The sequence below is a fragment of the Nocardia sp. NPDC046763 genome, assembly GCF_040645495.1.
Taxonomy (GTDB): Bacteria; Actinomycetota; Actinomycetes; order Mycobacteriales; family Mycobacteriaceae; genus Nocardia.
In genome coordinates, this window is sequence record NZ_JBEYYI010000068.1 from 1 (window position 1) to 7,111 (window position 7,111).

Consider the following 7,111-nt stretch of genomic DNA (forward strand, 5'->3'; position numbering starts at 1 on the left):
GTAGCCAACATCACCGCCGCCTGCAACTACGCCGCCGCCCGCTACGGATCAATGGACAACGTCAACTCCGCATACTGACCCCGAAAACCCGACTCCCCCACCCGCGCCCGGATGAAATATCTCCGCGCGCGGGTTCGGGTTCGGCAGGGCCGCGCTGGCTGGTTTCGCGAGGTACTCATGATGCGCCTCCTGTCACCGCCTCGCTGGAGTGCTGGCTGACGGAGCCGAAGAAGAGCAAGGTTTTCACCCCGGCCGACGTGCGCTCCCGCCTCGAATCGGGCCGAGCCGCACCATAATTCGAGCGGTTCCGGCAGGCCGTCGATGCCGGTTCGGCCTCGATACGGTGGCGCCGCTGCCGGATGGTCAGCGCGCGCTGTGCGGGAGCGTGGTGCGTTCGACGCGGCTGGCGGCGATCCGCTCGGCCGCCAGCCGGGCGGCCCGCTCGGCGTCGTCACCGGTCAGCCGGCCGAGAATACGGCTCAACGGCCTGACTTCACCGAATCCGCCCCAGTGTCCCTCGGGAATCTCGGTGGGGAACACCCAGATTCGGCCGGGATCACGCGGCCACGCGCCGCCCTCCGCATCGAGTATCGCCTCGGTGACCTCTGCGATGACGCCGGCTCGCTTGGCGGTGTCCAGTTGTCCTTCCGGGACTGACGGGACCACTTTGTACCGGGGCATGTCTGCACGTGCACCGCCGACGTAGACCGCTGCCGGCCTGTGCAGGAACACCCATGAGACCGAGCGCGTGACCGGATCGGCGGGGTCGAATCCCTCATGGCGGATGAGGATTTCGGTGATCTGGTTCATCAGCGCCGCTTCCCGCTCGGCCGTGAAGGTGCCCTCCGGAATGTAGACATCGAGCATCGGCATGCCGACTACCTCCTAGATTTAATTTCTAAACTCAGATGAGTGAACGTTAGGGCCACTGAGTGGAGATTGTCAACCTAGCCCGATAGGGTGGCCACATGGACCCGGATCGTCGAATCGACACCGCCAACTGCTCGGTGGCACGCGCGCTGTCGCTAGTCGGGGAACGCTGGTCGTTGCTGATCGTTCGAGAGGCCATCGATGGCGCGACTCGCTTCAACGACTTCCGTGACCGCTTGGGTATCGCCAGCAACCTGCTTTCCGCCCGGCTCGACAGCCTGGTCGAAGCCGGTGTGCTGCAACGCATCCCATACCAGGAGCCGGGTTCCCGGCAGCGCTACGAGTACCGCCTCACCGAGCGCGGTCTGGACCTGCGGCCGACCCTGGTGGCGTTGCTGGAGTGGGGCGACAAGTATCTGGCCGACCCGCAGGGGCCGTCGGTGGTGATCCGCCACCACACCCCCGGCGCCGACCACGACTGCGAAGCCCCGGTCCGGCTCTTCCTGGAATGCGCCGCGGGCCATGCCCACCTACCCCCATCGGCCATCCACCGCACCCCCGGCCCGGGCGCCCAATTCGTGAAATCGTCTTGATGCCACGCGTTTCATCCAACGTAGTGGTGCAGTGGATTTCGTCATCGAACTGGCGTGTGCGCCCGGTGTCCCCGCTGGTCGCGGAGCGAGGCCCGATCAGCTGACAGCGCCGCCGTGATCGGTCCAGGCAACAGCGCGCAGCGGAAACGAGCCCATCCCGCGCACCGGCGCCGGCAGTGCGACCAGCCTGGCACCGATGTCGGGGACCACGTCCAGGTTCGTCATCTGCTCGATGATCGGGATTCCCGCCCCGAGCAATGCGTGGTGACACGGACGCGTAGGCAGGGAGATATCGTCGATATCGAGCGAGTCGATTCCGACCACCGCCACATTCGCGGCGACCAGCGCATCCGCGACCTCACCGATCAGGAACGGATGCCCGGGGTCCCGGTACGCCGGCGACCCCCACCGAGCCGACCACCCGGTGTGCACGAGCACCGCCTTGCCCCACAGCCGTGCCGGGTCACCGAGCAGATCCGGTCCCACCGCGCGAATGCCCGCCGCGCGGATCATCACGATCGGTATGTTGAACAGCCGCTCGAGCGGCAACTCGGCGATATCGGCGCCATCGGCATGGAAATGGAAGGGCGCATCGATATAGGTCCCGGTGTTGCCGACCATATCCACCCGTGCGATGTCATAGGCCATGCCGATCAGTGGCGACTGCTGACGCGAAATATCTGTGGTGACCCGCGGTCCAGTCAATCCCGGGTAGGTGAGCATGCCGTCCGAGATCGGATGGGACAACTCCACAGTTGTCTTGCTCATGCCAGGAACCGTACCTCCATCCCGCTGTTCACGGTGACGCCGGCAGGGTGCTCGTCGCGGGCTGTGCCGGATCCGAGATCTCGGAGGCGACGTTGCCGGGGCGAGTGGATCGACCCGGTTTGACTATCGTCGAACCCACCGAGGATTCACCGCCGACCGTTTCTCGTGCTGTCGGCTGACTCGGTGAATGGCCGGCGGGCGAGACCGGTGCGTTTGGCGGTCGCCAGGATCGGGGTGGTGTCGATGGCGGAGATGCCGCTCAGGGGGCCGATCGTGTCGATGAGGAAGGCATAGATGGCACTGAGGTCGGTGGTGGCCACCGCGACCATCAGGTTGACGGTGCCGGTGGTCGCGGCGACGAATCGGACGAGGGGATGTCCGGCAAGGGTTTCGGCGACCCGTTCCAGTGCGGCAGGCTGGACGCTGATCCACAGCAGGGCCTCTGCGTGCACGCCGAGCAGGGCGAGATCCACTTCGGTCGCCAGGCGGATGACATTGCCGCGCAACAAGGTATCGAGGCGTCGCCGGGCGGTGAGTGCGCTGGTGCCGATGCGGTCGGCGAGGTCGGTGTAGGTGATCCGGCCGTTCTCGACCAGCGCGGCGATGAGATCGGTGTCGATGTCGAGCGGTGCTGGGAGATCCGTTGGTGTAGCGACTATTTCGGGTTCTGCGATGGCGAGGCCGGCGGCTTCTTCGGCAGTGAGCAGGCCGGCGGTCCAGTGGAACGTGGCGCGGAAGACGCGCAGCAGGGTGTGGGCGGTCCAGGAGACCACAGCGTCGGTCGCGGGGAGGTCTCGCAGGAGCAGGGCGTTGCGGTTGTCCGGATTGTCGAGAAAGAAGACGGCGGAGATTTCGTCACCCCCGCCGAGGATGTCGACCCAGATGGTGTCCGGTCTCCGGGAGAGGGCGTTGGCCACCTGGCGAATCTTGTTGGGGCGGCAGCGGATTCGCAGAGCGATCGGGACCGCACCCGGAAAGTAGGCCGGGTTGCGAACAGCGGTGGCACGCAGGGTTCCGTCACCGTAGAGCGGGACCGCGCGACGGACGACGGTCCGTTCGGACAACCCGAGGCAGCGGCCGATCTCCCGCCAGGAGGCGCGCGGTGAAGCGAGAAGCGACGCCGCAATTCTACGGTCCGTATAGTCCAGGCTGTGTCGCACATTCGTCATGTTAGGCACATTCGAAGTCGTGTTTTGAGTTCATAGCACAGGAATATGTTGTGTTTCCTCGACTCGACCGCGTACCACAGTGGTGTCAGAGCGGTATTGATCCCGGGCGTCGATCGGCCCTGGTACAGGTGCTGCCGCTTCGTGAGTGTGCGACAAGTCGATCCGGGAGAAGAACATGTCTGATCATGGTGCCGACCTGATAGTCAAAGCGGCCAAGGTGCACATGCTGGTGCCGGGCCTGGACCCGCAGCGTGCACTGGCCGTGAAGGGCGACCGCATAGTCGCCGTCTCGGCAGACCCGCAGGGTCTCGACGTCCTTGCCACCGCGCGGACCATGGTTCTGGATCTGCCGGACTCCACCGTGCTGCCGACCTTCGACGACACCCACACTCACCTGATGTTCGCGGCCCGCGGCGCACACGACGTCCCGGTGCACACCGCGCACACGATCGCCGAGTTCCTGGATCTGATCCGGCAGCGGGCTGCCGCCACACCCGAGGGCGAGTGGATCCGCACCACGACCAACTGGCAGGAACTCAACCTGGCCGAGCGGCGGATGCCCACCGCCGACGAACTCGACCAGGCCACCGATCGGCATCCGGTACTGGTCAAGCGTGGCGGCCACAACGATGTCGTCAACAATGTCGCGCTGCGCCTGGCAGGCATCACCGAGGACACTCCGGTCCCGCCCGGCGGAGTCATCGGCCGCGATGAGAACGGCCGCCTCAACGGCCGGCTGATCGACAGTGCGCTGCGGCTGGTGGAGGAGTTCGCCCCGGAGGAGGACGGGCCGCGGCGCATCGACGGGATCCGGTTGGCCAGCGCCGATTACGCGGCGACGGGTATCGGCATGGTCCGTGACTGCGCGGTGTCCTTCGCCGACTACGAACTGCTGCAGACCGCCCGCGACAAGGGCCTGCTCAATACCCGCGTGCGGGCCCTGATCGGTGCGTTCGGCCTGACCAACGGGGCCGCGATGAACGAAGCACTCGATCACATGGAGGAGTTGCGCTACAACGCGGACCCGTGGCTGCAGGTGTGGGGGATGAAGTTCGGCATCGACGGCGGCCTCGAGGCCGGCGCCACCGAAGAGCCCTACGCCTGCGACCACAGTTTCTCCGGAATCCTCATGTGGGAGCCCGACGCACTGGTCGAGGCCGTGACCGCGGTCGTGCGCCGAGGTTGGCGCGTCGGTACCCACGCCTACGGCGATCGCGCCGTGCGCATTCTGCTCGACGTCTATGAGCGTGTGCTGCAAGACAATCCGGGTCTGCCGGCGGGCACCCTCGTCATCGAACACGGCGGTCTGGCCGGGGCCGAGCAGCGTGCCCGTGCCGTCGCTCTGGGGGTGCCGGTCACCATTCAACAACCGCTGTTGCACGACACCGCCGAGGTGGAGCGCGAGTACTGGGGCCCGGAGCGGGTGGCCGAATTGTTCCCGGCCCGGGGCTGGATCGATCAGGATGCCCTGGTCACCGGTGGCTCCGATTTCCCGGTCGGTCAATTCGGTGCCATGCGCTCGGTCTGGGGCATGATGACCCGTGAAACCGTCATCGGCGTTCAGGGGCCACAGCACGCCATCTCCTACAACGAGGCGGTCGCCCTGCACACCACGAACGCCGCGCGTCTGACACGGGAGGAAACCCTCCGTGGCGCACTGGCGCCCGGTCGCCTCGGCGACCTCACCATCTGGGATCGGGATCCTGCCGAGGGTCCGACCGAGACACTGCGCGATCTCAACCCGACGCATACCTTCCTCGGTGGACGGCTTGTACACGGTCCCGAAAGCGTCGCCTGATCTGTGCCCTCGACGCGATGCCGCTGCACCGAAAACCCATCGGCATGAGCTACGCCATCGGCCATCCCCGTCGCCCGGCCTTTGCCCAAGGCCGCATCGAATCTGCGGACGCCGAGACCGGATCGCGTTGTCCGGACACGAGGCGATGTCTTTCACCAAGCTGACGCATACCTCACAACATTCCAGATGGCCTGTACCACAACTCATCTCACATCAGCGTGAGCAGCATTGCCGCCGGCCCATACGACGCTCTGCCCCCGGCCAGTTTGGTTCGGGCGTGGCTGAGGATGATGTCGAGCAGCGGGTGGATCATCGGCCGGTGAAGCGTGCGGCCCGGCGTTCGAGGAATGAGTTGATTCCTTCGGCGCCGTCGGCGGTCGCCAGGATGCGGGCGACTTCGGTTCGCAGGTTCGCGGCCGCGGCGGCCTGCCCCTCGGCCCGGGCGTGATGGGCGGACGCCAGAGTTCCCCGGACACCGAGCGGCGAGGCTTTCTCCGCGATCGTCGTCGCGATCTCGACGGCCCGCTCCAGCGCGGCCGCTGCGGTCGGAAGCACCTCCTGCACCAGCCCGATCCGCAGCGCTTCTGCCGCGCCGAACTCGTCTCCGGTGAGGATCCAGCGCATCGCGTTCGCCCAGCCGGCCTGCTCGGGGAAACGGAATGTCGCTCCCCCGAAGGGGAACATGCCGCGCCGAACCTCGTACTGCGCGAACCGCACATCGGCCGCGGCGATCCGGATGTCGGCGGCGAGCAGCAGCTCGACGGCGAGCGTCATCGCCCACCCTTGGGCGACCGCGACGATCGGTTTCGTCCAGGTGCCGTCGAGCCGCCACGGATCGCGGCTGCCTTCCGGGTAGGAGGCGCCGTTGCCGGACAGCAGCGCGGGCCCGATATCCATCAGATCCAGGCCGGCGGTGAAGTGCTCTCCGTGAGCGAACAGGACCCCGCACCACAGCTCGTCATCATGCTCGAGCAGGCCGTACGCCGCAGCCAGCTCGAACAACATCGCCCTGTTCATCGCGTTGCGCTGGTGCGGACGATTGAGCCCGATCATCAGCAGGTGACCGCGGCGTTCGACAGTCACAGCTGCTGCTTGCGACGGCAGGTCCGTCATTACTTCCTCCAGCATCGATTCGATGGATGTGTCAGCGCCGCAACACCGTCGGCGCGATACCGAACAGCGCGGCCAACGGCAGTGCGGATTTCGGTTCGTAGGGCTGCCGCCAGAAACCACCGTGGGCGGCGTCGGCGTACAGCAACGACTCCGGGACTCAGGATCAGTTCTGGTGTTGCGAGGTGGTGAATAGTTCGCGGGCGGTGGGGTAGTCGGCTTTGCCGACGGGTGTGCGGGGTACTTGGGTGACGATGTGTACTGCGCGTGGGAGCTTGTATCCGGCGAGTTTGGTTCGGGCGTGGCCGAGGATGTTGTCGAGGGGCTCGTTGGTTCCGGCGAACCGGGACACGACGGCGACTACCTTTTGTCCGTAGTGGTCGTCGTCGATGCCGAATACCAGGGCGTCCTCTACGGCGGGGTGGGTTTTGAGTACTTCTTCGACTTCTTCGGGATAGACCTTTTCCCCGGCGGTGTTGATGCACGCGGATCCGCGTCCGAGCAGGATCAGGTCGCCGTTGTCGGCGACGGTGGCCATGTCGCCGGGGATCGTGTAGGGGTGTCCGTCGATCTGTGTGAAGGTCGCAGCGGTTTTGGTTCGGTCGTTGTGGTAGCCGGCGGCGGTGCTGGGGAGGGCGATCAGTCCGGTGTCACCGGATCCGGGTGAGACCGTGCGGCCGTCCTCGGTCACGACGAGCACTCCGGGCAGGGGGGTGTCCCTATGGTTTTCGTCAACCTGTCGGCGGCCGCACTCGTGGTGTGATTCCGATACGTTGGTTTGCGGTGAGGCAATCTGGCTGGAG

At 66.2% G+C, this 7,111-nt stretch carries 7 protein-coding genes; 2 read left to right on the forward strand and 5 right to left on the reverse strand.

All coding sequences use genetic code 11. The features are described 5' to 3' along the window. Positions 1-363 precede the first annotated feature (363 nt). Complete coding sequence (locus ABZ909_RS43085; protein ID WP_357012173.1) at positions 364-873, reverse strand: hypothetical protein; 510 nt, start codon at positions 871-873, stop codon at positions 364-366. Between the two features lie 95 nt (positions 874-968). On the opposite strand from ABZ909_RS43085, the gene ABZ909_RS43090 reads away from it, so the two are divergent. Beyond that, complete coding sequence (locus ABZ909_RS43090) at positions 969-1,463, forward strand: helix-turn-helix domain-containing protein (RefSeq protein WP_357012175.1); 495 nt, start codon at positions 969-971, stop codon at positions 1,461-1,463. Between the two features lie 96 nt (positions 1,464-1,559). On the opposite strand, the gene ABZ909_RS43095 is transcribed toward ABZ909_RS43090, so the two are convergent. Continuing rightward, on the reverse strand, positions 1,560-2,231 hold the full coding sequence (locus tag ABZ909_RS43095) for a cyclase family protein (protein WP_357012178.1): 672 nt from the start codon (positions 2,229-2,231) through the stop codon (positions 1,560-1,562). A 146-nt stretch (positions 2,232-2,377) separates the two neighbouring features. Next, the gene (locus ABZ909_RS43100) at positions 2,378-3,400 is read right to left on the reverse strand and encodes an Lrp/AsnC family transcriptional regulator (RefSeq protein WP_357012181.1); all 1,023 of its coding nucleotides are present in this window, start codon (positions 3,398-3,400) and stop codon (positions 2,378-2,380) included. 175 nt (positions 3,401-3,575) lie between these two features. Between ABZ909_RS43100 and ABZ909_RS43105 the strand changes: the two genes are divergently transcribed. Then, positions 3,576-5,198, forward strand: a complete 1,623-nt coding sequence (locus ABZ909_RS43105) for an amidohydrolase (protein WP_357012183.1) — start codon at positions 3,576-3,578, stop codon at positions 5,196-5,198. Positions 5,199-5,507: 309 nt separating this feature from the next. On the opposite strand, the gene ABZ909_RS43110 is transcribed toward ABZ909_RS43105, so the two are convergent. Both ABZ909_RS43110 and ABZ909_RS43115 read right to left on the reverse strand, forming a co-directional pair. Beyond that, entirely contained in the window at positions 5,508-6,311 is an 804-nt protein-coding gene (locus ABZ909_RS43110) for a crotonase/enoyl-CoA hydratase family protein (RefSeq protein WP_357012185.1), read from the reverse strand. Positions 6,312-6,474: 163 nt separating this feature from the next. After that, positions 6,475-6,999 carry a hypothetical protein gene (locus ABZ909_RS43115; protein WP_357012187.1) on the reverse strand — a complete coding sequence of 175 codons (525 nt, stop codon included), beginning with the start codon at positions 6,997-6,999 and terminating at the stop codon, positions 6,475-6,477. Positions 7,000-7,111: the final 112 nt, after the last annotated feature.